We start from the raw sequence: 26,643 nt of genomic DNA, 5'->3' as shown, positions 1-26,643 counted from the left end.
TCGTATGTATGTTTAATGCAGATCTAAAAAATATACAAATGTAACATCTGGCCATCTCAATTCGGAGTCTTATTAACAAACATTGCTGTTTGTCAGAACTTAAATATTAAAACTAAATTGGTTTCAATAGATAATTGAATCAGTTTTATTGTGGATACTTTAGAGAGTAAAACAGGGGATTCTAATTTACTAGTCAACAACATTTCGTTTGTATTTCAAACTCCTGAAAATGAAATGATTCAAGATGAAGTTATTTTAAATCAAGCCTTCAAATTAATTTCAAAGCGTTTAACAGTAGATGATTATATCTGTTATTAAAGATTAAGATTTTGAAGTTTTGTATAAAAAATAAGCCGCTATAAGTCCAACAAATGAAAAGCCTGTCATGATTGCAAACACATGTTGTAGACCAAGTTCTCCAGGATTAGCATCTAAAAAATAACCTATTAACGGACCCGCAAATATATCTGGAGTATAGCCTACAATTGATATAAAACCTACAGCTGTTCCGGTGAATGCCAGTGGAATTTTGCTTTCTTCCAAAGTTGCAAAATATAAAACTCTGGCCGCATATACTCCTAAAGCCATAGTAATAATAGTGAGCACAAAAAGCAATGTGGAACTCTCATTTATAATCCCAGAAGCAAAAATCAAACTGGTAACAAACATGAGTAGAAATCCAATAATAATCCATAGTGAAGCTCGAGTTCGATCTGCAAGTAAACCAATTACAACACCAATAACAGGTCGCATATATAATAGATAAGTGCCTATTTTTGCTGAATTTATTTCGTTGTAGCTCATCACCTGATTAGCATAAAGACTAAAAACATCAGTCATTTTATACCCAAAATATGCACATAATATGATTATCATAAGTAGCCAAACTGACCTGAATTTCATCACGTTTTTAAAATTAGAAAAGGTCAATAAATTTGACTTACTTAACGAATCATCATGAGAAGTATTTAAATTCTTTAAATAAAAAAAAACGAATACAGCAATAATGCAAATCGCAACTGAAGCATAAATAATAACATATTTAAAAGCTTCACGACGTTCATTTAAAGAGGTAATTTCAATGTCTTTTACAAGAAATAATGAAAAAATCAAAACTCCTACAGAACCAAAAATGGCAGCTGTAAGTCCGCGTCCACCATCTAAAAATCCAAAAGCAATACCTTGTTTATTAGTGCCTCCCCAAATTCTGGTAGCTTTAATCATGGCAGCCCAAAACAAAAAAATGGTAGTAAAACCCCAAAAACCATAAAGTAAATGAAGATTTGCTAATTTGGGATATGTTGCCAAATAAAATCCACCAAGCGCAGTCAGGATTAAAGCGACAGACATTAATACATGAGGTTTAAATTTATCGGCTAACGGACCACCAAATAAGTAAGAGAATAAGGCGACCAATCCATACACGGAAAAACAACTTCCCAATTGTGTATTATTTATAGCAAAGGTTTCTAAAAAGGTTGGTCTAAAAATGCGCTGTAAAACAAAAGGCAATATAAAAACAGCTTCACCAGCTAAAATAAGTAAGATGATAATGGACGCTGGTGAATTTGCACTTATATTTTTCAAAATATACTTTAATTGTTAGAATAATAAAATCTATAAATAGCATGGTGGTCCTCATTTAAGATTTTTTTTATATCCTCATGTTGTATTTCAAAAGTGTTTAACGATGTACCTTTACAGATACCATAACAATAGTGATATCTAAGTAATTCGTAATCAAAATCTGTTATTTGTTTATTCTCAGAGAAACAATTTGAGAAATAACTTCTACAATCAAACTCATCTGACAACTCAAAGTGACCTAACGACCGAAACAAAAGTGTTTTGATTTTAGCAATTCGTAGAGACTCACTGAAGTATTTTTCAGTATTTATTTTGACAACTCCTTTATAAATTTGATTATCGCCATTCCAATAAATCCAATAATCAGCACCTTTTAAATTTTTGAGATTGGAATCGTAATTATAATCAGTTGAATAGTAGATTTGATAATTAGAATCCGCATGATTTTTAGCTTCATAAATATTAAGAGAGTCAACGTTATTTGAGATGATTTTAACAAATTTTAAAATTGCTTTTTTCTCTTTTCTTGAAACAGATTTGGCAAAGAATAGCTTTATGTCATTTTTCCAATATTTCATTGTGGTTGTAGGATCTAAGCTATCATTTTTATGATTGAAAGCAACCTTTTTATAATGCTTAAGAAAAATAGAGTCTTTATAAGCATAGTCCACAAAAGTGCCAATAGACTTCATATTCTCTGTAATTAACACTAAAGTATCTTTATCTCTAATCATAAAGTTTAAAGAATCCTTTTTTGTTAGTGTATGATTATAGTTTTTTTTAAAAGTTTCTAGAGGAAAGTATCTTAAGTGCTTAGACTTTTGCTTTTTTTGTGAAAAACCAGAAAGAGAAAGAAGCACGATAATTAAAAAACTAATTATTGATTTCATACAGATTTGATTCATTTGACTGCAACAATTTGAAAATATCAGTTCCATCTACGAGTCGATCATATAATTGAAAATAATGCAATCGTAAAAGATTTAAATCTAAATTGCTTAAAACATCTCTATTATCATAGATCAGGCTAGTCAGGCTATTTTCAGATGTTAAATAATAATTATAATGAAATCTACCTAAACTTAAAAAAATTCCTTGTTTTATGTTTGTCAATAGTATATCATCAGAATCTAATTGTTTTCTATTGATTTTCATTGAGCAACCAATAATCCCGTTGCTATTGTCGCTAACTATGGAGTAGTAACAATTATTAAAAAAAAACTTTTGCATTTCTAGTGAGTCGGTAATGCCAAAGTCATAAGGGTCGATATCAAATGTTTTATCAGTAATAAAAATCCTGTAATTTGCTTTATCTAAATTATTGGTAAACGTAATGTTTAAATTATGAATACTATCTGTTATTTCATAAAAGGTTTTTACTCTCTTTTTTATTCTATTCGAAATAGCTTTATCAAAGTAAATTACTAGTGGTACTTTCCATTGATATAACTGATAAGTTTTTTTAGAATATTTATTAGTATTAAAAAAAACAGATGTACTAAAATGCTCTAAAAGATAAGGTGTTTTTTCTTTATCATATTGAAAATCATTTAAACTCTTAAATTTATACTCTTCAATATAAAAAGTATCATTATTCGATATTGTATAATACAATTCGTTTTTTATTCTTTTCTTAGATTCTAATTTTGTGAATTTAATTCTAGGTTTAATAATATTACCTTCATTTTGAGAAAAACCATTAATTGAAAAACTAAAAAGTAAAATGAAAAAATAGTTCATAATTTAAACCTGTAAAACGCCCATATTAAATGGTTTTTCAATAGGAGCGTGGTTGGCAGCTTCAATTCCCATACTAATCCATGTTCTCGTATCTAACGGGTTGATTACAGCATCAGTCCAGATTCGTGCCGCAGCATAATAAGGAGAAACTTGATTATCGTATCTGTTTTTGATTTTATCAAATAACTCTTTTTCTTTCTCTTCAGTAATTTCCTCACCTTTCTTAAGAAGTGAAGCTTTTTCAATTTGCAGTAGAACTTTAGCTGCAGAATTTCCACTCATCACCGCAAGTTCTGCACTTGGCCATGCTGCAATTAATCTTGGGTCATATGCTTTACCACACATGGCATAATTTCCTGCGCCATAACTATTACCAATCACAATCGTGAATTTTGGCACAACAGAATTACTAACTGCATTTACCATTTTTGCACCATTTTTAATGATACCACCATGTTCAGATTTGCTACCTACCATAAATCCTGTGACGTCCTGTAAAAATACTAACGGAATTTTCTTCTGATTACAATTGGCGATAAATCGTGTAGCTTTGTCTGCACTATCATTATAAATAACACCACCAAATTGCATTTCACCTTTTTTGGTTTTGACCAGTTTTCGCTGATTGGCAACGATACCAACAGCCCAACCTTCTATTCTTGCATATGCAGTGATTATTGTTTGTCCGTAACCTTCTTTATATTCATCAAATTCGCTGTTGTCAACTAAACGCTTAATGATGTCTTTCATATCATATTGATCTGCTCTTGACCTTGGTAATATTCCGAAAATATCATCTGGATTTTCTTTTGGTTTTTTTGAAGCAGTCTTGTTAAATCCAGCTTTATCATAATCGCCAATTTTATCCATTAATCGCTGAATCGTTTCTAAAGCATCTTTATCGTCTTTCGCTTTATAATCTGTTACTCCAGAAATCTCACAGTGTGTAGTTGCTCCTCCCAATGTTTCATTATCAATCGTTTCTCCAATAGCAGCTTTCACTAAATAGCTACCAGCCAGAAAGATGCTTCCAGTTTTATCCACAATTAATGCTTCATCACTCATTATTGGTAAGTAAGCTCCACCAGCAACACAACTTCCCATAACAGCTGCAATTTGGGTAATTCCCATACTACTCATTACAGCATTATTTCTAAATATGCGTCCGAAATGTTCTTTATCAGGAAAAATCTCATCTTGCATAGGTAAATAAACACCTGCAGAATCCACTAAGTAAATAATAGGTAATCTGTTTTCAATAGCAATTTCCTGAGCACGTAAATTCTTTTTTCCGGTAATTGGAAACCATGCTCCAGCTTTAACTGTGGCATCATTAGCAACAACGATACATTGTTTACCTTTAATATATCCCATCTTAACAACAACACCACCAGAAGGACATCCACCATGCTCTTCATACATGTCTTCGCCTGCAAACGCACCAATTTCTAGAGATGGCTTTTTAGCATCTAATAAAAAATTAATTCGCTCTCTTGCTGTCATTTTTCCCTTAGAATGATGCTTTTCTATACGCTTTTCACCACCACCTAGCTTTACTTTTGCTAGACGTTTTTTTAAGTCAGATAGGAGTAATTTATTGTGATCTTCGTTTTTATTGAAGTTGATGTCCATAGTATTGTTAATTTTCTACGAATTTACGAAACCCTTAACGGATTAAAAAGTGAATAATTTGTTAAAATAAAAAACATGGAATTAGTTTCCTAGGGATATATTAATATTTATTGTATATTCGCGTAATAAAAAACAGGAAATGAAACACATTATAACATTCGCAGGAAGCAATAGTCAAAACTCAATAAATAAACAATTAGCTATGTATGCTTCTACATTAGTGGAAGAGGTTGACGTTACAGTTTTGGATTTAAATGATTTTGATTTGCCAATTTATGGGATTGATTTTGAAATAAAACATGGTATTCCAGATGATGTACATGCATTTTTGAAACATATAGAATCTTCTGACGGAATCATACTGTCTTTGGCAGAACATAATGGAGCTTATGCAACTGCTTTCAAGAATATTTTTGATTGGATGTCTAGAGCTGAACAAAAATTATTCTCTGGTAAACCAATGTTATTAATGGCCACATCACCAGGAGCAAGAGGAGGACAATCTGTTTTAGCTATGGCAAATGATCGTTTTCCAAGACATGAAGCTAATATTGTAGCAATGTTTTCACTACCATCTTTTGGAGCAAATTTTCAAGATGGAAAAATTACAAATGAAGATTTAAATCAGCAACTTTTAGAAAAAGTTAAACAATTTCAAAATAGTTTATAAAATGAATATTAAACACAAAAACACAGGACATAAAGGTCGGTTTTATTATGAAGTAGATGGTCAGGAAGTAGCTAAAATGACTTATACTCATGCTAATGACGATAAAATTATTATTGATCATACCGAAGTTGATGAGTCATTAAAAGGTCAGGGAATTGGATATAAGTTAGTCGATGCTTCTGTTGAATATGCAAGAGAACATCACATTAAAATTTTACCTCTTTGTCCGTTTGTGTCTTCCGTTTTTAAAAAAAAGGATGACTATACTGATGTCTTATTTGAAGATTAAAATATCAAGCACAGAAGAATGGGAGATTTAGCTAAAGATATCAATTCAAAATTTGAGAATAACAGAGTAAAAGCGCTGCTTAATATTATATATACAGCGAATTGGATAACAAGTTGTCAAAATGAATTTTTTAAAGATTTTGGTATTTCTCCTCAACAGTATAACATTTTAAGAATATTAAGAGGAGCAGAAGCACCTTTAAATGTTCAAACTATTAAAAATCGAATGTTAGAACGTTCTCCAAATGCAACACGTTTAATGGATAAGTTATGTTCTAAAAAATATATAGAAAGACTACCATCAGATCATGATCGAAGAGTTGTAAAAATCGCGATAACAGCATCAGGTTTAGAGCTTTTGAACTCCATTCCTAATGATTTTAATAAAAGTCTGCTAAAAAACTTAAATGAAGATGAAGCAGAACAACTAAGTCACCTGCTTGATAAAATGCGGTAAGATTCCATTTAAAACGGTAACTTATAAGGAATTCAATCGTTTTTTTTAACCAGATATTTTCCATGGAAAATATCAATACAAAATATTATTATGAAACTAAATACAATACAGAGAGCAGGACGAAGTCACTTTGTAAATATGGGTTCCATTCGCTTACGACAACCTTTTCCAACACAGCATATTGAAATGATTGATCCATTCGTGTTACTGCATCATTATGGTCCATACGACATTTCAGAAACAAACAACCCTTTTGATTTGGGTCCACATCCACACAGAGGTTTTGAGCCTGTAACATTTTTAGTACAAGGTGAACAACTGCATCGGGATTCACTGGGAAATGAAAGTATAGTCAAGGCTGGAGATGTACAATGGACAACAGCTGGACGCGGTATTGTTCATGCTGAACGACCTACTAAAGAGTTCGTGAAAAAAGGAGGAACAATTGAAGGCATTCAGTTGTGGTTGAATTTACCTTCTGAAAAGAAAATGATAGAAGCTAATTACCAGCATGTAAAACATGAGGATTTTAAGAGTATTACTTCCGAAGATCAGAAAGTAACCATAAGAATCATTGCTGGTGAACTGGAAAATACTTTTGGAAAAATTAAAACGCAAACTGCTGTAAATGCTTTTATGATAGATGCGAAAGCAGAAGGAGAACAGTTTATTCCGTATTCTAAATCTCACAAAGGATTGTTGTATCTACTAAAAGGAAAAGTGATTGTAAATGGAACGGAATCTTTAGAACTTGATAAAAATCAGTTGATGGAGTTTAATCAGGATGGTGAAGGTGTTTCAGTTAAAGCAGAGTCCGATAGTAAATTGTTATTACTTTCTGGTGAACCCCTAAATGAAACTGTGGCCACTTACGGACCTTATGTGATGAATTCACAAACCGAACTTTTAGAAGCTATGAGAGATTATCAAATGGGTAAAATGGGGTTTCTTCCCGCAAATTAAAATATTATAGAAACGATTATGAAAACAATAGTTCACAGATCAAATTCAAGAGGATTCGCTAATCATGGTTGGTTAAAATCATACCACACGTTCAGTTTTGCGAGTTATCAAAATGCAGAACGTATGAATTTTGGTGCTCTTCGGGTTTTAAATGACGATGTAGTTCAGCCTAAAATGGGATTTGGAACCCATCCGCATCAAAACATGGAAATCATTTCAATTACGTTAAAAGGTGCATTATCTCACAAAGATAGTATGGGAAACAAACGCGCTATTGAAGTTGGAGAAGTACAGGTAATGAGTGCTGGTACTGGATTAACACATTCAGAATTTAACGATAGTAAAACAGATGAAGTTAATTTTTTACAATTATGGATTGTTCCTGAAGCATTAAATGTGGAACCAAATTATGAACAACGTCTATTTCCAATGGAAGGTAAAAAAAACCGGTTGCAAACTGTTGTTGCACCTAAAGATAAGCTAGAAGGACGTGCTTTGCCTATCAGCCAACAAGCTTATATTTATAGAACTCATTTAGATTCAAATAATAGTATTGATTTAAAAGTAAAATCTGAACAAAACGGCTTATATATTTTTGTAATAGATGGTGAAATTGAAATAGCAAACACTACTCTTGAAAAAAGAGATGCTATTGGAGTGTTTCAAACAGATGGTTTAAAAATAAAATCAAACCTAAATTCAGAATTGGTAATCGTTGAAGTTCCAATGACCTAGATTTAAACTAAAAAAAGCATCCAAATTTGGGTGCTTTTTTTAGTTTAAAAATGCGATATTTGTATTTCCCTTAAAAATATAATTATGGCAATGAATAAAAATACGGTGTTGGCTTGGGCTACCACAATTATGATAATAGTCGGATTAGGTTTAATAGCATTAGGAGCCTTTAGATATGATGATGTCGCTGGATGGGGATTTGCAGCTGTAGGTATTGGCTTTTTTGCTATTGCTTGGGTGTTTAACGCTCTCAAAGGAAGAGTTTAGATTTTAAACACCCAAATTCTTTCATGATTAAGTCAAAAAAACTAATCCAACAAATTAACAATTAACAACTTTTGGAAAAATGAGTGACGATAAAAAAGTAATCTTTTCAATGTCTGGCGTTACTAAGACATTTCAATCTGCAAACACACCAGTTCTTAAAAATATTTATTTGAGTTTCTTCTATGGAGCAAAAATAGGCATCTTAGGGCTTAATGGTTCAGGTAAATCAACACTGTTAAAAATTATTGCAGGTGTTGATAAAAATTATCAAGGTGATGTAGTGTTCTCACCTGGTTACACAGTCGGCTATTTAGAACAGGAACCAAAATTAGATAATGATAAAACAGTTATGGAAGTTGTTCGTGAAGGCGCTGCTGAAACTGTAGCGATACTTGATGAATACAATAGCATTAATGATCAGTTTGGTTTAGAGGAGGTTTACAGTAATCCAGACAAAATGGAAAAACTAATGAATCGTCAGGCAGAACTACAAGATAAAATTGATGCCTCTAACGCCTGGGAATTAGATACCAAATTAGAGATAGCCATGGATGCGCTTCGTACGCCTGATGGCGATAAAAAAATCGAAGTTTTATCTGGTGGTGAACGTCGTAGAGTCGCGCTTTGCCGCTTGTTACTTCAGGAACCTGATGTGTTACTTTTAGATGAGCCTACCAACCATTTAGATGCCGAATCTGTTCATTGGTTAGAGCACCATTTAGCACAATATAAAGGAACGGTTATCGCTGTAACTCACGATAGATACTTTTTAGATAATGTAGCAGGCTGGATTTTAGAGCTCGATAGAGGTGAAGGAATTCCATGGAAAGGAAATTACTCGTCTTGGTTAGATCAAAAATCGAAACGTATGGCTCAGGAAAGCAAAACGGCTTCCAAACGTCAAAAAACTTTAGAACGAGAGTTAGAATGGGTTCGTCAAGGTGCTAAAGGCCGACAAACGAAACAAAAAGCACGTTTGAAGAATTACGATAAATTAATGAGTCAGGATCAAAAACAGCTGGATGAAAAGCTTGAAATTTACATACCTAATGGACCACGTTTAGGAACCAACGTGATTGAAGCCAAAGGCGTAAGCAAAGGTTATGGTGATAAATTATTATATGAAGATTTAAATTTTAATCTGCCTCAAGCAGGTATTGTTGGTGTTATTGGTCCGAATGGAGCTGGAAAGACAACCATTTTCAAAATGATTATGGGAGAAGAAACACCTGATAAAGGAGAGTTTATCGTTGGTGAAACAGCTAAAATCGCTTACGTAGATCAAGCACACTCTAATATCAATCCAGAAAAATCAATATGGCAAAACTTTAGTGATGAACAAGAGTTAGTGATGATGGGAGGAAAACAAGTGAATTCCAGAGCTTATTTAAGTCGCTTTAACTTTTCTGGAAGTGAGCAAAATAAAGCGGTTAAGTTATTGTCTGGAGGTGAACGAAACCGATTGCATTTAGCAATGACACTCAAGGAGGAAGGTAATGTTTTACTTTTAGATGAGCCAACTAACGATCTTGATGTCAATACATTAAGAGCTTTAGAAGAAGGTTTAGAGAATTTTGCAGGTTGTGCAGTTGTGATTAGTCACGACAGATGGTTTTTAGATCGTATTTGTACACACATTTTAGCTTTTGAAGGTAATAGTCAGGTATATTTCTTTGAAGGGAGTTTCTCCGATTATGAAGAAAATAAGAAAAAGCGATTAGGTGGCGATTTGATGCCAAAACGAATCAAATATAAAAAGCTAGTGAGATAATATTAAGTGAGTTTTAAAGGTAAAAGAGTCAGCGTTATGCTGACTTTTTATTTTTTATTGAGTTGTTGTTGGAGACCTTTGTTTTCTTGTTTTAATTTATAGACTTTGATAAGATTTATAATGAATAGAAATAGTAATGTTATAAATGCAATAGATAGTATTGCGACAATCTTAGAAAGATCTTGCATACTACAAAGAATTAATTATTAGTATCATAAAGATGACCATCCGTAAAGTCTGTATATTCTTTATCTACCTTAGATTTGTACTTGCTTTTATCCATTAAGCGTTTGTTCTCAGCTTTGAGTTTGTACATTTTAATAACAGCAATACCAATAAAAATTGCAAAAATAACAGCAGTTATAATGAGTACAATAGTGAGTTGTGTCGTGCTTACAAGGGAGTAATTCCTGGTGAAGTTAGCTAACATATCTTTTAAGTTTAATCAGATTTGGTCACTCAAATATACAATTTAAATCGAAACGCCAACTATTTAATTATAAAAAAGTTACATTTTAACACTTACACTTCATCGGATTTTTCATACCAATCATCCAGTATTACTTCAATAGCGCTATTTTCCTCATTCACGATAGATTTAAATTTTTCTACATCACTAAAACCTTCAGTGCCTCTGTAGTGATACGGATAAACTTTTTTAGGTTGAAACTCTAAAACGGCATCAGCAGCATTTTCAACAGTCATGGTATAAGGTAAATTCATACAAACAAAAGCAATATCAATATTTTTTAAGGCACGCATTTCAGGAATGTCTTCTGTATCACCAGAAATATAAATACGTTCGTCTCCTAAAGTCAAGACATAACCATTACCACGATTTTTAGGGTGAAATTGTAATGCTTCTTCTCGAAGATTATACATCGGAATGGCTTCAACAGTTAAATTAGAACTACCAATGCTGTAATTTTTACTTTCAAAATTTGAAAGTACAGAGGTTTTACTTCGTAACTCAGCAGGTAATTTGTCAGCAACAGCAACTGGAGCTATTATTTTAGAGCCAGCAATCGAAATTGCTTCTAAAGTTTCAATGCTTAAATGGTCACCATGAATGTCTGTTACCAATATTAAAGTTGGTGGTTTCTGACCTTTAAAAGCTTCAGCGCCTCCCACAGGATCTACGTAAAGCACTACATTGTCATATTCTAAAACTAAAGTTCCATGGTGGATTGGATGAATAGTAACAGCACTCTCTGAAGCATCAAAGTTTGTATCATCAGCTTCAAATTTGTGATCTGAGTTTGCCTTTTCATCTGTTGATTCACTTATGGTAGTTGTTTTCGTTTCTTTAGTGTCAGTTTTACAAGAACTTATTGATATACAAATCAATATTATAAAAAGCTTTAAATATTTCATCTCATCTGTTTTTTAGAACTTAAAGATAATTACAAATTTAGGAGTAATGAAAAATTGTAACAAAATATTCAAATTAGCTACTGATAATTTAAGCACATTAAATTTTTAAAATCATATTTTTTAACGAAATTGCTTGTCTGTAAACTTTGTTCAACTTAAAACATTACACAAACCATGTCTGACGATTTTGATTTATTAGAAACCAATACTAACGAGAAAAGTGAGAAAGTAGATGTCAATTGGGGAAAAGCCATTGACACTATGAAGTCTAAATTAGCTCAGGAAGATGATCCTGAAAGTCGTCAGAAAATCTTAAATGCAACGCTTGATGATGTCGTTCATATGGCAGAAAAAGACAGAACAACGCTTTTAGATGCCATAAAAGATCTTACAGATTATCAAGATGAAGTAGGCATTATTTTTGAGAAATTCTCTTCACTTAATCCTGATGAACAAAAAATTATTGATGATGCAATTAAGCGCTTAGAACGTGCTAAAGTAGAATTAGAAGATGCTGAAGCTAAGCCAGATACCTGGTGGAATAATCTCTGGGGAAGAAAGAGTAAAATTAAAGATGCACAAGATGAGCTAAAAACGGCTCAAAAGGATAGAGATGCTGCCGATAACAAAGCGAAAGCCATGTTTCAAACCCGTATTGAAAGCGCAGATGTACAAACCTTACTAAGCGAACTAAGTTATAAATCTCAGGCAGCTGTAACACGATTAAAAAATCGTGAAGTAGAAATTAAAGAAGTTGAAGATAAATTGCAAACTGCCATTGTCGAAGCTACTAAAAATCACACAAAAGCTTTAGAAAAGAAGAAAGAGGTAGAAGCAAAACTTGAAGAAAAATATGCCGCTTTAAAACAAGCTCGTCAGGCTTTAGAAGAAATAGTCGATAAACAATCTGCCGAGTATGCTCAAGCCATTGGTAATGTGACAACTTTGGAACAGGAAGTAGAGGAATTAGAAGGACTTAAAAATGCCTACACCACTTTAGCGGCTTCTAAAGATAGTTTCGTTCATAAACATAATTTAACGATTAAAGTATTGACGTCTTTACGTAGTAATTTACAAACACATCGTGCTAAATTAAAGAGTGATACCGAAGAGCGCCTTAAATATTATGATGGTTACGTCGTGGCTTTAAAAGCAAGAACAGATCAGGAATTTGCTGCTATTTTAGAGCATTTAGGTGTAAAAACGGATGAACACATTGGCGAAACCTTAGCGTCTATGCATACTGCAAGTGCTAAAGCACGTCAGGAAATGATGGATAATATTCCTGTTCACGAAAAAGTAATGCAAGGAGTATACAGTAGTTATGCTGAGGCGTTACAAGAAATTCGTGCTAAAGATGTCGATATTCAAAAGAATTTTGCTGAGCGTTATGGTATCGATATGAAAGAGATTTTCGAAGATTACTATAAAGCAAATCCTAATGCACCTTCAGGAGATGATGGCAAATCTGAAGGAACTCCAAAGCCAGAAGGTGGAACAGATGATTTGTTAAGCTAAATTAATGATGATGGCGTTACCTACTTTTGCTTTTAATGACAAAAGTAGGTCAGGCTTTCCGCTATATCTTTTTGTAGTGTCACCTTTATCGCAGTCAGAAGGTCTTCAAATAAACAAAAAGGATGTCGCATCAATCCTTAACGCAAACTATTAAATAAACTCATATCTAATTAGAATATGATTGTAACTCCATTAGATTCCGCAGTATTAGATTCTAAAGAACAATACATCTTTTATCATAAAAAAGTAGATTTCGTTCTTAAAGAACTGATTGTAAGTGTTCAGAAGGAAAACCTATGTACGTCTAAAGAACTCATCTTTTTTAAACAATATTGCGACTTATTATTGTACTCTATTGAAGCCATGCGTGTCAAATACATGTATGATGAAGAGGATAACATGAAAGTGGATTTAACCGATTCAGGATTTCCAAATTATTTAGAATTTAGATATTTATTCAACGATTTATCCTTAAGAGATAATTATATCGCAAAACTTAAAGATGTCAGTGAACTGCAAGACGAATTTTTAGACCAGTTATTACGAAAAAAACAACCTGTTAGAAAACACAAGTTGTTTCAGGCAGCATCCATAGTCTATTACACCTCTGTAGAACAGAAGTATATTTTTAATCGGTTTGTACAAGGGAAAATTATAGAAGCTCCAGAAACCGCTTCAGCACAATATATGACGAGTTGGAGTTTTTATGATGTATCACATAATCGTCCGTTTATTTGTTTTATGTACTTCGATTATGATGGTCGGAATATTGAAAATTATAAAAATGAAATTTACGAGGTCTTAAAAAACACAGCAGATCGTGATATGGATTTAGATACTATGGCTTACGGAATTGATAGAAAACTACCAGAGGTAAAACCTAAACATATCAAACGTATCGATTTAGGGCCATTTCATAATGTGTTTGCTAAAGATGAAAATGACATCACACATACCATTTTAAAAAGTATAGCTAATAAAGAGATCCCATTAGAGTCATATGCCTTATCATTTAAAATACACGAAGTGTTTTCTGGAAGTGAATTTAAAGAAGGTGGCTATTTTAGTAAGCAAATATTACAAAAATGGAGTGATGTCGTCAAACAAAATTATGTATTTGCACCACATCGAATTATACAATTACTGTACAATAAAACACCAGAAATCATGAATCTGTTGGCAAAACCTCCAATTGAAGTAAGCAGTGTTAAGTAGTCAGTTGACAGTGGTTAGTTTGTGTGAAATGTTTTTCAATAATAAAAATGAAGAGGCAATTTAATAAAACAAAAATTAAAAAATAAAAGCGCTATTTGACTGCTACTGCAGACTAATAGATAAAGACTGAAAATATGAGTTTTAAAACATTATTAGCATATCAGAAAGGTTTTGATTTAGCAATGGAAATTTTTCATTTGACTAAAGCTTTTCCTAAATCTGAAATGTTTGGACTTACCTCTCAAATGGTTTGTTCAAGTAGATCTGTTTGCTCTAACATTGCGGAAGGATATAGAAAGCGTCGATATGAAAAGCATTTTATAAGTAAAATATCTGATGCTGATAGCGAAAATTCAGAAACTCAATTATGGCTTGATTTTGCATTAGCTTGTAATTATATTTCTGAAGAAAAGAATAAAGAATTAATTGACAAAAGCCATGAAATTGGCAAACTTATAAATTACATGATAAACAACCCACAGAAGTTTGGATTATAATAAAAAGAATACATTTAGACTAAGTCTAAAAATTAAGCACTGAAAATTATAAACAGCAGAGTAAGTCCTTAACTGTAAGTACTGAAGACTGAAGACTGCAAATTGAAGACTGTAACAATGGAACACAACTCAACATTTCCTATTAAACAAAACGAACTGGACATGCTTCGTGACGAAGCGACTTCCTATATTAAAAGTGTACAATGGGAGCAAGGACAACGTGCAAAAAATAAAGATAAGGATGCAAAAGATGAATCCATTCTTTTGTATTTATCACGTGCCAATGGAAATGGAGGAGCAACAACAACATCTGTTTCTAAAACCGTTTTAGAGTTGAAAAAACGTTTGCTTCCTGAGTCGATTGCGATTCCTGTTTACCTAAACCAAACGTTGTACGCAGTTCAGGAAGGTATTACTTTAGGTATCTGGATAAAAGACAGTTATTACGATGCGTCTGGATTGTCTAATTTATCTGAAAATAAATCAGCTTTAGATCGTTCTGGAAAGCGTGAGTATGAAAGTAAAATGCAAACTGCAACAGCGTTTATGTTGTTTTCAACGGCTTATAAGATTTTACACGATTTACAAACAGTTGCTTCAGATGATTTGAGCGTCATGAAGAATAAGTTTGCAGGCATTCCGGAAGTCTCGTTGATGTCACCTTTAAAAGGAATTTCATGTGCCTTATTTTATTACGATAAATATTTAGGTCATCCAGAAATTGTCAAGACTGATAAAGATGTGGTCGATTTTACAGTCGTATATTTTGAAGCACTAATTGCTGAAATCCAAATGCGTAAAAGTAGTTTGGAATACACCGAAACGATACTGGACAGAACCTATAAACTTGAAAACTCCGAGTTTGCTGTTTCAGGTTGGGATAATGTTTTTCAAGGTGCAGCTAAAAGTGTCGAGTTTAATAAAATTAAGTTTGAACAAATTGTAGGAAACAGAGATGCCAAACACTTTGCAAGACGTTTAACTGAACGTATGTTGAGCTACGATTTCACTGCTAAAAAGAATCCGTTTCAGGAACTTGGAGGTTTTATGCCTGTGTTTATGGGTTACGGAATTCCAGGAACTGGAAAAAGTATGTTGATTGCTGCCATTGCCACACGACTTAAAGAACATTGCGATAATTTAGAGATTCCTTTTTTGTTTCACCCAATGCCAGATACACTGATTTCAACATTTCAAGGTGGTTCAGCAGAAAAGATGGTGGATTGGATGAAGCCTTTGCAAGATCCTTCAAAATTAATTTTCGCACCTATTGATGATGCCGAAAACAATTTGCAAGAGCGAACTGCTCAAGGTGTTTCCGCAGGTGTTAAAGAAGTAATAGGTGTGTTTTTAAGATATACAGAAGGTGCTTATGCTGTGAATTATGGTAACAGTTCCATAGGTTTATTTACAAATCTTCCTGAAATGTTAGATAAAGCTGTGATTTCAAGAGTTCAGGGACGTTTTAAAATTGATGGTGCACGAACAGAACATGATTTCCTCGATCAGGATCATTTGTGGTGGAGAAAGTTAGATGATACGATGCCAGATTTCGTAAATATGCAAGGACCAGAAAACTACAGTTACCTTCAAGATCAAGGTTTGGCTAAAAATATGGGTGAAATCTTAAACGTTTCAGATAAACCAACCGAAGAGCGCGTTCTAAAAGCTTATGATAAAGTTGAAGGTCATTTTAAAACAAATCAACATTTGTTTTATGCCAATTTGTACAAAGAAATTCAGAAAATTTTTCCATTTTTCTCATCACGTGATGTCAGAAACATTCAGAGTGCTGTGTCCTTGCGTTTAACGGATTTCGATTTGGAAGAAGATTGGTTCGAAAATCCAGACATGTATTTCAAAAAGGACTACGATACCAAGTTTAATATGTTACAGGAATTGATGCGCTCTAATATGAAAGGTTTGGATTTTTCTGAGATTCGTCGCCAGGAAGTGGTAAGATATTTAGACAATGTGGCTACTATTGCAGATACCGACTTTAAACGCAAAGTTGACGCTAGAGTGAATCAGATAAAAATAGATACTGAAGCTCGCGAACAATTTGGTAATAAAGATTAATATTAATTGATTGTCATTCCGCACTTGATGCGGAATCCATAAAAAAAATAGATTCCTGCCTTCGCAGGAATAATAAATGAAGCAAATCAAAAACATAACACATCACATTCTCTCTAAAGCATGGGCAACGCTTTATAGAATTGAATTTGATTATCAGTTTAAAGATGGAAGGATTAAACGATTAAAACGAGAATGTTATGATAGAGGAAACAGTGCAGCAGTATTAGTATACAATGTTGAAAAATCGACAATAATTTTAACGAAGCAATTCAGAATGCCTGTTTATGATAATGATAAAAATGAAGGAATGTTTGTGGAAGTCTGTGCTGGCTCCATCGATAAAAATGAATCTGCAAAAGATGCAATTCTGAGAGAAATTCAAGAAGAACTTGGATATAAACTTAATGATGCAAAATGCGTTTTGGAAACTTATACATCACCAGGTGCATTAACTGAAAAGGTATTTCTTTTTATTGCAGAATATTCTGATGATATGAACATTAATGAAGGTGGTGGATTAGATTCTGAAAATGAAGACATAGAGGTCTTGGAAATGTCTTTCAGTGACGCTATCGATATGATTAGAACAAAACAGATAATTGATGCAAAGACAATTATGTTGTTGCAATACGCACAGATTAATAAGGTATTACAATGCAAAAATTAAAAGCAGCAAATTTATATAGAAGTGAACTCATTCCTATTTCTGGAAAGTTAGTTGAGCGTTATAATCAGTGCTTAAAAAAACTCGGATTTACAGAAACGAAACTCACTAAATTTTCTATTGATGGCATTGGTTGGAGTCCGGAAATTGCTGAAGAAAAAGGTGAACAATACTACCTGTGTAATGGTGAATCTAATCCGCATGGTATTATTATTTCGCCTTTACAAAACAACAAGCCAGTGTATTTGCCCAATCACACATTTGATAGGGATATGATGCAGCATATATTTAAAAGCTACGGAAGTAAGATTAATGATATTACCAGAGATTCTGCAATTTGTATTGATTTCGACCAAAGAATTGATGCATTTTATGAACCTTTAGATGTGTTGAAATATGATACGATTCATATTAATTTTCATCTAATGAATAATTTGTACCATCAGCAAAATGAACAATTGCGGCTTATAGAAAAGTTCAAGCATGGTCATAATTTTATTGATGAAGATATTCATCAGGAATTATTAAAATCTGCTCAAACCTATGGGGATTTACGAAATAGAGATTTAGAATTGCCTGCAATTGATTTTAAAGTAAACTCTTTTTATACCAGATCATTTGGAGGTGTGTATGTGCTTAGAGATTTCATTTCTCCAATCGTTGTTTTTGAAGATGAAAAATGGTATAAACAAGCAATTAAGGATACAGTTCATGACGTTTTTATCTTTCATATGTCTCAACCAGAACTTATGGAGAAGCTTCGGGACCACATCATTATCGCTTACGACCTCGAAGATATTGTAAGAACAAAACGGTACGAACGTATTAAAAAATTTGAGTTTGCCAATTACTTAAAAGACACACAGCATCCTATTAGAGATATTCTAAACGATCCTTTACTGTTTAAAAGTTATTTAAACAAAATTGATATTGATGCTCGAAAAAAGGTCATGAGTGTTGAACGCTATCTTGAAAAACTAGAAATCAGTAATCAGTATAAAATTTCAGATATCGTTGATGCAGATTTATTTGAAGCCATGCACGAGCCACATTCCAGTTTACATCCCAAACATCAGGATTTAATTTGGAAATTGTTAGTTAATATTGCTCCAAAAGATGTTTTGTTTTTATACTGGTATGATAAACAGGTGTTTTACAGGCTTTACGAAACTTGGGATGAATCTCTAAAAGACTGGGTAATTGAAACGATTAGTAACAATATTTAATAAAATTAGACTAACTTTATAAAGGCTTCTAACTAAAAATAAGCAACTATGGGAATAGATATTATAGTTTTTATTACATCCATATTATTTGGTATTTTCTTATACTGGAGAGAATCTAATAGCAATGGTGTGTATCGGTTTTTTAATAAGCTGGTAAATAGCAAAGAATTACAAATGAGTCCAAACAATCCTAAGGGCTTTGTATACAAGCAAGCTTTTATTCCTAGAGTTATATTTATCTTTAGTCTGGTGCTTATCACAGGATTAATTATTCAGTTTTTAACTCCTGTAGAAGTATTTACGAATTATTTTGTACTCTCTGGTTTTGCATCTTTTGCAACAGGAACTTTAATAGGTACATATCTGGCCAGTTTTGTATTAAAATCTACTAAAGTTATTGAAGAACAAAGTGAAACTTTAGAAGACAAATTTGATAGTGTTGTTGAAAAAGGAAAAGATTTTATTGAAGACTTAAAAAACAAAGACAATAAAGCTGTTGAAGAAGCTAAAGAAGAAATTAAAACAAAGCCTGATCCCAATAAAAAATCAGCAAGAGAACGCTTAAAAGATAAAGGTTTGATGTGATAATCAAATTTGAATATCCTCCTGAACTTGTTTCAGGATTTTATAGCACAATATAGGTCTCCTCAAATGCAGTCTAGAGGTAGATATAACAAAAGATTTAAAAAAAAATATCGACTACGCTCGACCAGACACAAAATTTAGACAATGATCAAATCATACTGGAATAAAGGAAAAAAGCAAAAAGGCATTACTGTTTTTGTAAGCCTTATTTTGATAATAGCATTATTTGTGCTTCGCGATGATTATCAACCTGCATTATTATTTGTCAGAAAGTACATTTTTATCATCATTTTGAGCTTGGTGGTGTTGCTTTTCGGACTTAAAAAATTCAGAAGTTCGGCAAGTACAGGAACACGTTTAGGTATTCTCGTGGCTATGATTGCTTTCTTCGGTTTACTATACCTTATCGGTTGGCATTTAAAAATGTATGAGTATATGAAAACCTATAACGTTTTTAATGATTTAAACAAAGTTGAAATAAACGAGTTACCATTAACACAAAATGAGCGAATTCAACCACTGCGAAATATCTTTTCAATGGCTAACGAAAGTGTAGGAGAGACCAAAGATGTATCCCTTCCGCATTTGGTTCGTGTTGACAATGAAAATAAATGGACGATGGCTATTCAGCCTTCAGAAAATTATACATTTCAGCAAATTAGTGATAATACCGAAGAAGTTTTTGCTGTTTCAAGCACAACACCATTTCCACGTTTTTCTGCTGAAAATCGAATTCCGGTCACCTTTTCAATTGGCGAATCATTAAAATTTAGTCGTAACACCTATAATGCAGTTGTACAGCGTTTTAATCCATGGATGTTACTCAATTACGAACCTAGTGATACTTTTTATATGAAAGATGATCAAGACGAATGGGTTCAAGTTGTGAGTTTGATTAAATGGAAAGGGTTTTTCTTTCCTTACCCAAGTTTTGGAGGCGTGATGGTAATTGAAAATGGTGATCACGATTTTAATGATTATCTTGAAAGAATAGCCATAGGGAAAGGGACTTATATTGCTCCAGATAAGATGAAAAACTATCCATATCTGAATAGGCAAAACACGTTAGCAGAGAAGGTATCACGTTTACAAGCTGAATCTTTAAAATTTTTGGGAGGCTTTAGTGATCCTTTACCATGGAATATGGAAACTGCAGTTAAAATTCCTGACATGCCTAAAGATCAAAACCAACAGCCTTTTGTAACTGATTTTGATTTCGCTGGTTCTGAAAGTGATGCTTACAGTGGTTTATACCACTGGTTTGGTTTAGAACCTGTAGGAGAGGAGCGTACCAGTTTAAGTTTTAGTGTTTTTGTTCCAGCAGACGGAACAGATAAACTATATTATTATGATCATGCTGCTAAAAAGCAAGGTTATGCAGGTGTTTCGGCTATGCCCTTAAAAGTAAAAGAGTCCAGAAAAGAAATAGATTGGACAGCCAATACACCAGTTGAATTCAGACCTTACATCAAAGATATTGCTGGACGAAAAAGAATGTTTTTTCTTGGAACTATTTCTGCTATAAGTGATACAAATTCTGAACAGTTTGATGGTGCAGCTACTCCAGATTTGGTATTAATTGACAGTGAGTATCGTGATGTTATCTGGATTGATGTAAAGCACCCTAGTACATGGGATAAAGAAGTATATGACCAATTGGGAGAAGCCTGGAGAGCCAGTGAAGGCATCGGTTATTTCTACGAAGAAGAATTGATAGATGAAGATCTTTTAATTCAGCAAGCGGTTGATTCAATAATGGCTATGCCTAAAGTAGATGATAAAACAAAAGAAATTGAAGCACTTCAGCGTAAAATAGATTCTTTGAAAGCTTCAGATGACAACTAGTTTTTATGAATAAAAAATCATTTTGGGATACGATTTCAACCTATATGAAATTTCAAATTATTGTTGCTATTGTTCTCCTAGTAGTTGTTTTAGTGATAGCAATTTTTAAATAATCAATCAATTATTACTTGAAACTTTAAGTGCTCTATGTAATCATGACAAAGCGTATTGTTTAGAATTGGATAAAATTTTGAATCGCTCATTGTAATTTAAGTTCCATCTTAATATCACTGCGTTTATAAGGACTGTTTTGTTCCAGTTTTAATTCAATAAAACCAAATTTCCTGTAAATGTAAATAGCATTTTCCAGTTTTGTAGCAGAGTAGAGTATTAAAGCGTCTAGTTGAATAGATTTCGCAAAATCAATACAATATTGAAGTAAGTGTTGCCCAATGTTTTGTCCGCGTAAATTCGGTTGCACTGCCATTTTGGTTAATTCAAGTACCTTAGGATTAGGTGTTGGCATGAGTGCTACAGTTCCAATAATAAAATCATCTCGTTTGACAAAGAAAATATGTCCACCTTTATCAATAATATAGACTTTAGGTTTGCTGAGGACTTCTTCATCAAAGGGTTCTACATAAAAATAGGTTTTGAGCCACTCTATATTTAATTCGTAAAAATCTTTAGAATATTGGTTGTCGAAAGGAATAATTTCAAAGGCTTTCATGTGCTTTGATAAAATCGGTAATAAGATATGTAATTAATTTTCCAACCTGAGTTTCAGTTTCGGGTGTTGGAGCAGCCTCACAAATATGCAGGTATGCAACATTTTTTTGTGACCCGAAAAGATGTATAAATTGTCTGGCTTGATTTACAGAAAATCCACTAGGAGATATGGCACTACTTGGAGTATTCAAGATTGCATCACAATCTATCTCCAATCCAAAAATAGAGTTTGAAACATGATTTAATGCTTTTTGTATTTCAGATTTAAACTTTAACTCTTTTCTTACCAGAATCGATTCAAATGTACAGTATTGTATAGGTTTAAGCTTGTCTATAGTACTAAAAATTTGTTCAGAAATATAATTTTCATGTAATCCGAAAATATAGTAATTTTTAAGAAACCCTTCAGCAAAAGCATAACTAAAACCATTTCCGCTGTGTCGTCCTTCTTCAGCTCTAAAATCATGATGTGCATCAAAATTAACAGCATTTACAGGTTTTTTAAGAGCTAGAGAAGTTCCTTTAATGTTTCCATAAGCGTTATTATGACCACCACCAATTACAATTGGGATTTTTCCAGCACTTACAATTTGTGAAATCAAATACGAGACATGTTTATCAATCTTTGATACCAGTTTTCTGGCTTTATGAATGTCCTTTTTATTAGTTTGATCAAGTTTTTTTAGTTTGCTTTGATAGTTTTCAAAGTCTAAACATCCCAGAACAACAATTTTTTTAGCCTTTGTGAATACATTACTTTGTGTATTTAACAAAACTTTAATAGCGGCTTCCCAAGCTTCAGAAGTACCAGTATTTCCGTAATTTGCAAAAACACCAACGTCTTCTTTAATTCCAAAAATAACGTAAGAAACGTCTGTTTTTAACAATTGCTCGTATATATTGTCAAAGTCTGGAAGTAACGTTATATGTTCCCCAAATTTGGTTTCATTAGGACGTTTTTTCAGAAGAGTTGATAATTCTGAACTTGTAAAAGGTTTTAAGTATTCCATCAACAAAATTTATTAATTTTGATGTAATAAAAGTACAGTTTTTTATTTTCAGCTTTGCAAAAAAATAAAAGAATTAAAGTTTTAAACTAACTAAAAGGTAAAAGTAAATTATGGAAAATTCAAATAGTAAAGGGATTGGGTTAAAAATTGCTTTAGGTATATTATTAGCTCTATTTTTAGGGACTGCATTTTACACTTCTAAATTGTATAATGAGAAAAAAGAAAATGAAGCTACGTTAACAAGAGAAAAGGAGCAAGTGATGGCAGATTTGAGTTCGATGGCAAAACAATACGACATTGCTATTGGCGAAAATGAAGTTGCAAATGAAAATCTTGTTGAAGCCAGAGAACGTATTCAAGGCTTAATGGATTCATTAAAAATTTCTCAAAACAGTGTCAACAGTTTATGGAGATATAAGAAGAAATTTATGGCACTTCAGGAAGAAATGGATGTTTTATTAACTGAAAACGATAAATTAAAAATTGAAAATGCTTTATTAGCGACCTCATTAGACAGTACAAATATACAATTGCAAGAACGTGCTGTATTTACCGATTCTTTATTAATTCAAAACACACAATTATCTGAAGTGGTAGAAAATGCAGCTGTATTGCAAACGGTAGGATTAAAAGGATTTGGAGTTATTGAAAGAAGTTCAGGAAAATTGATTCCCACAGAAAGAGCTAGACGTAGTGATAAGATAAGAGTATGTTATACAGTTGCTAAAAACGCATTAGTTGGTGCAGGAGATAAGGAGTTGTATGTGCAAATTTTAGATCCTAAAAACAATGTGTTAGGTGCTAATGAACAAATTCAATTTGATGATACGATACTGAATTACAGTTTAATTAGTAAGTTTAATTATGAAAATAAAAACTTGGATATTTGTGAGTTTGTAGCTCCTAATGACGATTTTACTGAAGGTCGTTATGTTGTAAACGTATTTAACAAAAATGAGTTAGTATCAACTTCAGAATTCACTTTGAAATAGACTAAACCATTGTAGAGAAAGAAGAAATCCGAAAGCTATTAAACTTTCGGATTTTTTTATGTATGGTAGCAAGATTATTTAATTCTCTGACCATTAATAAGCACACTATCTATATGGTTGTCACCAAAAGCATATGCTAAATAATGATAACTAGGTATGGCTTTTGTAATAATGATATTCGCTTTTTTTCCTCTACAAATGCTGCCATACATATTAGAGATGTCCATTGCATAAGCACCATTAATTGTAGCCGCATTTATAGCTTCTTCTGGAGTCATTTTCATTTTGATACAAGCTGCAGATACTACAAAATTCATATTTCCGCTTGGAGTAGAACCTGGATTATAATCTGTAGCCAAGGCTAAAGGTAAACCTGCATCAATAAGTTGTCTTGCAGGCGTGTAAGGAATACTTAAAAAGTAGGAGCAACCTGGTAAAGCCACAGGAATGGTATCTGATTGTTTTAGAGCATCAATATCTTCAGTATTGAGTTCTTCAAGATGATCTACTGATAAGGCTTTGTGTTTAACAGCTAATGCAACACCTCCAAAAGCATTGAATTGATTGACATGTATTTTGGGTCTTAATCCGTGTTTCGTTCCGGCTTCAAGAACACGCTGAGTATCTTCCAGATCAAAATAACCTTTTTCACAAAAAACATCAATATAGTCTGCTAAACGTTCATTCGCAACAGCAGGAATCATCTCATTAACTACTACATCGATGAATCCTTCTTTATTATTCTTAAATGTCTTAGGAAGTGCATGTGCAGCCAATAATGTTGGTTTAACCTTAATAGGAAACTCTTTTTTTAATCGCTTTATAACACGAAGCATTTTTAGTTCTGTTTCAACTGTTAGCCCGTAACCAGATTTAATTTCAATAGCTCCTGTGCCAAGTTTTATAACTTTGTTTAATCGATGTGCTGCTTGATTGTAGAGTTCCTCTTCAGATGTGTTTTGTAATTTTTCAGCTGAATTTAAAATGCCACCACCACGATTAGCAATATCTTCGTATGAAAGACCATTGATTCGGTCAACAAACTCTTGTGTTCTGTCTCCAGCATACACAATGTGCGTATGAGAATCGCACCAGGTTGGTAAGACTGTTTTGCCTGTGGCATCTATAGTTTCATGGGCTTCAATACCAGCTAAATCTTCCATCTTCCCATATTCAACTATAGTATCGTGATCTATAAACAGGTAAGCGTTTTTAATGGTTGGTAAAAGCTTCATGTCTTTACCTTTAACAATGGTGACATTGGTTTCTCTTACTTGAACAAGTTCTTTAATATTGGTAATTAGTATTGACATATGATTGATATAAAGTCTAAATTTAATGAATAAAAAGCGCCAGCAAAAAGCCAGCGCGATACTTTTTTATATAATTATTGTATTTTATTGTTTAATAAATTTATAAGTAGAATCAGAACCTTCAAATTTAATAATGTATAATCCATTTTGAAGTTGAGACACATCCAGTTTAGTTGTAGATCGAACAGATTTTTGTAAAACTTCTTTACCAACAACATCCATAATACTAAGATTTAATACCTCATTACTATGCGTTGTAATATTCAAAACATTATGTGTTGGATTAGGATAAATTTTTAATCCGTCAATACTCTCACCCAAAAGCCCAAGTGTTATAAGATTGTTTGAGAGCCAAAATACGGTATCACTAAAATTACCTATAGAAGCAATATCTTTATCCATATCATTGTCAAAATCAGCTACAGCAATGTCTACCATTTGAAAATTATTATCTGTTATTGTAGTAGGAGTAATATCAGGACTGGCATTACTATTCCCTTTAAACCATATAATTGCATCATCACTAGCACCAAAGTCAGTAACAATAACATCATTTAAATTATCATTATCTATGTCTGTCACATACGCTAAAGCAGGACCATTTATAATTGAATCATCAGAAATTATATTTGGTGTAGAACTACCGTTTTTAACTTTATTATACCAAATAACATCTCCTGAATTTATATCGGTTGACACGACATCTAATTGAGAATCGTTATTAACATCGGCAAATGCAATATTAATAATTCTTGAAAGAGTATTATCTACTGTTTGAGAATCTTTAATCCAAGTTACAGCAGTAGATCCACTTTCAATATACTGGTTATAATAAATTTCTATACTCTGAGGTGCCGGAAATGTATATATTCCAATAACGACATCCAAATCTGTATCACCATCATAATCGGCTATATCTACAAAATATGGAGTGTCAACGTTAGCAACGTCTATTTGAATCACTTGTTCACTGGAGAAATTACCTGTTCCGTCACCTGCATACCAAACTGTTTTATACTCACTAAAGGATGGAACAATTATATCTATATGACCATCCATATTTACATCTCCAGCTTTTACCTCACCTGGAGCTGAAATCATATTATCAATTGCAGTTTCACTACCAAAACCTCCAGTTCCATTACTTAAAAAATAAACGAGCTTATTTTGATTTACTGAAGAAACTATGATGTCATCACCAAATTGCCCATCAATATCAGCTACCTCTAAACCATCAATAAAAGTAATACTTGAAGATATGGTTGGTTGAATTGTAAAATTCCCCATACCATCATTCTTATACCATTTGATAAAATCAATAGATCCTGCAGCATCATAGGTTGCCATAACGAGATCAATAGTACCATCACCATCGAGATCTCCAGATTCTATCTCATAAGGTTCGTCTCCAGTATCGGGATCAATAGTTACTAAAGTATTAAAAGTAGTTTGCGCAAGAGCAGTAGAACAAAATATAAAACAAAAGCATAATTTAAGTAAAACTGTTTTCATAATACACGTTTTAGATTTATTTGTAAGGTATGGA

Annotated in this window: 27 protein-coding genes; 17 read left to right on the top strand and 10 right to left on the bottom strand. The window is 32.7% G+C overall.

The genetic code is table 11. The annotated features are described in order from the left end of the window. The first annotated feature begins 150 nt into the window (after window positions 1-150). Window positions 151-318 (top strand): hypothetical protein, encoded by a 168-nt coding sequence (locus ACRHNM_RS05375; RefSeq protein WP_431134451.1) that lies wholly within the window; start codon window positions 151-153, stop codon window positions 316-318. Between the two features lie 3 nt (window positions 319-321). On the opposite strand, the gene ACRHNM_RS05370 is transcribed toward ACRHNM_RS05375, so the two are convergent. The 4 genes from ACRHNM_RS05370 to ACRHNM_RS05355 are packed head-to-tail and all read right to left on the bottom strand — an operon-like array spanning window position 322 to window position 4,959. Next, window positions 322-1,590 carry an MFS transporter gene (locus tag ACRHNM_RS05370; RefSeq protein WP_431134947.1) on the bottom strand — a complete coding sequence of 423 codons (1,269 nt, stop codon included), beginning with the start codon at window positions 1,588-1,590 and terminating at the stop codon, window positions 322-324. Between the two features lie 5 nt (window positions 1,591-1,595). After that, a complete protein-coding gene (locus tag ACRHNM_RS05365) occupies window positions 1,596-2,477 on the bottom strand; it encodes a hypothetical protein (RefSeq protein WP_431134449.1) in 882 nt (293 codons plus the stop codon). Then, window positions 2,461-3,327 carry a hypothetical protein gene (locus tag ACRHNM_RS05360; protein ID WP_431134447.1) on the bottom strand — a complete coding sequence of 289 codons (867 nt, stop codon included), beginning with the start codon at window positions 3,325-3,327 and terminating at the stop codon, window positions 2,461-2,463. The genes ACRHNM_RS05365 and ACRHNM_RS05360 overlap by 17 nt, the downstream gene beginning before the upstream one ends. Window positions 3,328-3,330: 3 nt before the next feature. After that, window positions 3,331-4,959 carry an acyl-CoA carboxylase subunit beta gene (locus ACRHNM_RS05355; RefSeq protein ID WP_431134445.1) on the bottom strand — a complete coding sequence of 543 codons (1,629 nt, stop codon included), beginning with the start codon at window positions 4,957-4,959 and terminating at the stop codon, window positions 3,331-3,333. Between the two features lie 139 nt (window positions 4,960-5,098). Here ACRHNM_RS05355 and ACRHNM_RS05350 point away from each other — a divergent pair, with 139 nt between their 5' ends. The 7 genes from ACRHNM_RS05350 (at window position 5,099) to ettA (ending at window position 10,110) form a co-directional block, all read left to right on the top strand. Beyond that, entirely contained in the window at window positions 5,099-5,629 is a 531-nt protein-coding gene (locus ACRHNM_RS05350) for an NADPH-dependent FMN reductase (RefSeq protein ID WP_431134444.1), read from the top strand. Window position 5,630: 1 nt separating this feature from the next. Next, complete coding sequence (locus tag ACRHNM_RS05345) at window positions 5,631-5,918, top strand: GNAT family N-acetyltransferase (RefSeq protein ID WP_431134442.1); 288 nt, start codon at window positions 5,631-5,633, stop codon at window positions 5,916-5,918. Window positions 5,919-5,936: 18 nt separating this feature from the next. Then, entirely contained in the window at window positions 5,937-6,374 is a 438-nt protein-coding gene (locus tag ACRHNM_RS05340) for a MarR family winged helix-turn-helix transcriptional regulator (protein WP_431134440.1), read from the top strand. Window positions 6,375-6,464: 90 nt separating this feature from the next. After that, on the top strand, window positions 6,465-7,337 hold the full coding sequence (locus ACRHNM_RS05335; protein WP_431134438.1) for a pirin family protein: 873 nt from the start codon (window positions 6,465-6,467) through the stop codon (window positions 7,335-7,337). 18 nt (window positions 7,338-7,355) lie between these two features. Then, window positions 7,356-8,072: a pirin family protein gene (locus ACRHNM_RS05330; protein WP_431134435.1), complete on the top strand. Its 717-nt coding sequence runs from the start codon at window positions 7,356-7,358 to the stop codon at window positions 8,070-8,072. Window positions 8,073-8,156: 84 nt separating this feature from the next. After that, window positions 8,157-8,339, top strand: coding sequence for a CAL67264 family membrane protein (locus ACRHNM_RS05325; RefSeq protein WP_040249340.1), 183 nt, complete (start codon window positions 8,157-8,159; stop codon window positions 8,337-8,339). Between the two features lie 79 nt (window positions 8,340-8,418). Then, window positions 8,419-10,110: an energy-dependent translational throttle protein EttA gene (ettA, locus tag ACRHNM_RS05320; RefSeq protein WP_431134433.1), complete on the top strand. Its 1,692-nt coding sequence runs from the start codon at window positions 8,419-8,421 to the stop codon at window positions 10,108-10,110. Window positions 10,111-10,309: 199 nt separating this feature from the next. On the opposite strand, the gene ACRHNM_RS05315 is transcribed toward ettA, so the two are convergent. Together ACRHNM_RS05315 and ACRHNM_RS05310 are read right to left on the bottom strand one after the other, a co-directional pair. Beyond that, on the bottom strand, window positions 10,310-10,540 hold the full coding sequence (locus tag ACRHNM_RS05315) for a hypothetical protein (protein WP_431134431.1): 231 nt from the start codon (window positions 10,538-10,540) through the stop codon (window positions 10,310-10,312). Between the two features lie 92 nt (window positions 10,541-10,632). Continuing rightward, window positions 10,633-11,484, bottom strand: coding sequence for an MBL fold metallo-hydrolase (locus ACRHNM_RS05310; RefSeq protein WP_431134429.1), 852 nt, complete (start codon window positions 11,482-11,484; stop codon window positions 10,633-10,635). A gap of 174 nt (window positions 11,485-11,658) precedes the next feature. Between ACRHNM_RS05310 and ACRHNM_RS05305 the strand changes: the two genes are divergently transcribed. From ACRHNM_RS05305 to ACRHNM_RS05270, 8 genes are all read left to right on the top strand, one after another. Beyond that, complete coding sequence (locus tag ACRHNM_RS05305) at window positions 11,659-13,002, top strand: microtubule-binding protein (RefSeq protein ID WP_431134427.1); 1,344 nt, start codon at window positions 11,659-11,661, stop codon at window positions 13,000-13,002. A 177-nt stretch (window positions 13,003-13,179) separates the two neighbouring features. Next, the gene (locus ACRHNM_RS05300; RefSeq protein ID WP_431134425.1) at window positions 13,180-14,217 is read left to right on the top strand and encodes a hypothetical protein; all 1,038 of its coding nucleotides are present in this window, start codon (window positions 13,180-13,182) and stop codon (window positions 14,215-14,217) included. 134 nt (window positions 14,218-14,351) lie between these two features. Then, complete coding sequence (locus tag ACRHNM_RS05295; protein WP_431134423.1) at window positions 14,352-14,714, top strand: four helix bundle protein; 363 nt, start codon at window positions 14,352-14,354, stop codon at window positions 14,712-14,714. A 117-nt stretch (window positions 14,715-14,831) separates the two neighbouring features. After that, window positions 14,832-16,793, top strand: a complete 1,962-nt coding sequence (locus tag ACRHNM_RS05290; RefSeq protein ID WP_431134421.1) for an AAA family ATPase — start codon at window positions 14,832-14,834, stop codon at window positions 16,791-16,793. A 76-nt stretch (window positions 16,794-16,869) separates the two neighbouring features. Continuing rightward, window positions 16,870-17,460 carry an NUDIX domain-containing protein gene (locus ACRHNM_RS05285; protein ID WP_431134419.1) on the top strand — a complete coding sequence of 197 codons (591 nt, stop codon included), beginning with the start codon at window positions 16,870-16,872 and terminating at the stop codon, window positions 17,458-17,460. Further along, complete coding sequence (locus ACRHNM_RS05280) at window positions 17,448-18,683, top strand: DUF6638 family protein (protein WP_431134417.1); 1,236 nt, start codon at window positions 17,448-17,450, stop codon at window positions 18,681-18,683. Before ACRHNM_RS05285 ends, ACRHNM_RS05280 begins: the two co-directional genes overlap by 13 nt. 48 nt (window positions 18,684-18,731) lie before the next feature. Continuing rightward, window positions 18,732-19,268: a hypothetical protein gene (locus ACRHNM_RS05275; protein ID WP_431134415.1), complete on the top strand. Its 537-nt coding sequence runs from the start codon at window positions 18,732-18,734 to the stop codon at window positions 19,266-19,268. Window positions 19,269-19,412: 144 nt separating this feature from the next. Beyond that, the gene (locus ACRHNM_RS05270) at window positions 19,413-21,113 is read left to right on the top strand and encodes a hypothetical protein (protein WP_431134413.1); all 1,701 of its coding nucleotides are present in this window, start codon (window positions 19,413-19,415) and stop codon (window positions 21,111-21,113) included. Between the two features lie 199 nt (window positions 21,114-21,312). On the opposite strand, the gene ACRHNM_RS05265 is transcribed toward ACRHNM_RS05270, so the two are convergent. Beyond that, window positions 21,313-21,783 (bottom strand): GNAT family N-acetyltransferase, encoded by a 471-nt coding sequence (locus ACRHNM_RS05265; RefSeq protein ID WP_431134411.1) that lies wholly within the window; start codon window positions 21,781-21,783, stop codon window positions 21,313-21,315. Further along, a complete protein-coding gene (locus ACRHNM_RS05260; protein WP_431134409.1) occupies window positions 21,770-22,792 on the bottom strand; it encodes a formimidoylglutamase in 1,023 nt (340 codons plus the stop codon). The genes ACRHNM_RS05265 and ACRHNM_RS05260 overlap by 14 nt, the downstream gene beginning before the upstream one ends. 110 nt (window positions 22,793-22,902) lie before the next feature. On the opposite strand from ACRHNM_RS05260, the gene ACRHNM_RS05255 reads away from it, so the two are divergent. Beyond that, window positions 22,903-23,784 carry a chromosome partitioning protein ParA gene (locus ACRHNM_RS05255; protein WP_431134407.1) on the top strand — a complete coding sequence of 294 codons (882 nt, stop codon included), beginning with the start codon at window positions 22,903-22,905 and terminating at the stop codon, window positions 23,782-23,784. Window positions 23,785-23,858: 74 nt separating this feature from the next. Here ACRHNM_RS05255 and hutI read toward each other — a convergent pair whose 3' ends face one another. Together hutI and ACRHNM_RS05245 are read right to left on the bottom strand one after the other, a co-directional pair. Next, entirely contained in the window at window positions 23,859-25,097 is a 1,239-nt protein-coding gene (gene hutI, locus ACRHNM_RS05250) for an imidazolonepropionase (RefSeq protein WP_431134405.1), read from the bottom strand. Window positions 25,098-25,181: 84 nt separating this feature from the next. Continuing rightward, entirely contained in the window at window positions 25,182-26,609 is a 1,428-nt protein-coding gene (locus tag ACRHNM_RS05245; protein ID WP_431134403.1) for a T9SS type A sorting domain-containing protein, read from the bottom strand. Between the last annotated feature and the right edge of the window lie 34 nt (window positions 26,610-26,643).

It is taken from the genome of Psychroserpens mesophilus, from assembly GCF_050617655.1.
Taxonomy (GTDB): domain Bacteria; phylum Bacteroidota; class Bacteroidia; order Flavobacteriales; family Flavobacteriaceae; genus Psychroserpens; species Psychroserpens mesophilus_A.
Note: the sequence above shows the minus strand (reverse complement) of the source record. Positions and strands in the feature narration are given on the sequence as shown.